Origin of the sequence: Aphanothece microscopica RSMan92, from assembly GCF_046613545.2 — a bacterium.
Lineage (GTDB): Bacteria > Cyanobacteriota > Cyanobacteriia > PCC-6307 > Cyanobiaceae > NIES-981.
The window spans coordinates 1-1,431 of sequence record NZ_JBKKKY020000178.1; the positions used below are offsets into that span (position 1 = coordinate 1).

General features: G+C 63.3%; 2 protein-coding genes. Both read right to left on the reverse strand.

Translation table 11 applies throughout. The annotated features are described in order from the left end of the window. The coding region (locus tag ACLD7X_RS16755) for an ROK family protein (RefSeq protein WP_411424824.1) at positions 1-778 on the reverse strand (778 nt) is incomplete at its 3' end. Positions 779-786: 8 nt separating this feature from the next. Then, on the reverse strand, positions 787-1,314 hold the full coding sequence (locus ACLD7X_RS16760) for a cupin domain-containing protein (RefSeq protein WP_411424825.1): 528 nt from the start codon (positions 1,312-1,314) through the stop codon (positions 787-789). Positions 1,315-1,431: the final 117 nt, after the last annotated feature.

The window sequence follows — 1,431 nt, forward strand, 5'->3', positions numbered from 1 at the left end:
CCTCAATCCGCGACTTCAGTTTCTCGAAATAGACTCCTGGCGCGCTACCAAGGCCGCCGCCAATGACAATGACTGCAGGATCGAGACAGTTGGCCAGCTGGGCAATGGTCGCGCCAAGCATAGAGGTGGCTTGCGACACGATCGACAGCGCCCGAAGGTCGCCGTTCTGCGCCGCCGCGATCACCCTCCTCGAGTCGCCGCCTTCACCGCCGAATTGCCGCGCCAAGGCCGGGCCGGAAGCTGTCTCTTCAAGGATCGCCGTCGATCCATCGCCCTTCTGAACGTGGGCGGCGGACGCCAGAACGAGTGCTGCGCCATGCGCACCTGCGTAGGGCCGTCCTTCGATCAGCAATACCGATGCGATGCCGGTTCCGACGGACACGTAGATTGCGTCGCGCACATTGCGGGCCGCCCCGAACCGGGATTCCGCGACAGCGGCGGCACGCACGTCGGAGACAAGATGTATTGGCGGTAGGCCAGCAGGGGTCGGAAAGACATCGAGATGCCGCCAGTCGATGAGAGCGGCGCTGAGCAGTTGTCCATCCGGGCCGACGATCTCGCAGATGCCCAGTCCCACGCCCTCGATGTGAAAGCCGGCGCCATCGGCGGCAAGGGCAAGCTCGTTCAACAGGCTGAGGACGGAATCGAGGACGGTCGAACCGCCTCGCTCCTTCCTCGTTGCAACTTCGCGCCGATGAAGCAACTGGCCGGTGCTCAACTCAACGATCGCAGCGCCAATCTTGGTGCCGCCGACATCGATGCCGATGGCGTAGTGCATCTTCGCTCCTATGACGTGCTGCGCGGCAGATATGCGGGTGCAACGCCGAACATGGCATCGCAGGTCTGCGTCCCCATGTTGCAAAGCCGGTATCGGGCACCCTCGGGCACATAGAAGCCGTCACCCGGAGCAAGTTCAAACCATGTCTGGGCCAACTCACTATCGACGAGTTGAATATTGAGCCGCCCGGTCTCCACATAGATGCCGGAATCGCCACCGTGTTCGATGACGGCGCTACGTCCACCCGGCGCGATCGTCGCCTTTCCGACCGTCAGCTGATCGGTCGAGGCAAAGAGGCCGACAAGGACGCGATGATCGCCGCCGCTTAGCGACCACAGGCGATCATTCTCGCGCAGCACCGTGAAGTGGCCGCGCGTCTCAGCCTCAGCGCCGCCTGCCGGCCAGTGACCCACAAGTTCACGGCGTTCGAAGAGGGGCTCACTGACGTAGGGCTTGGTCTGGGCATACTTGCCCGAAGTCCCGGTGGATGGCGGCGGTGCGAAATACTCCAGCACCCGCAGTTCCTCCCCAGGCATGGCCCAGGGTCGCACCCAGGTGCTGCCGTTGCTGGTCGGCATGGCGATTCAGGGGTTCAAGCCCGATCTGGCCAACCGGATCGAATCCCCCCTGAACAAGTTGGCCAATGGCCTCTT

Coding starts and splice junctions, on each gene's coding strand:
- ACLD7X_RS16760 (WP_411424825.1), bottom strand. CDS start 1,314: ATGCCTGGGGAGGAACTGCGGGTGCTGGAGTATTTCGCACCGCCGCCA.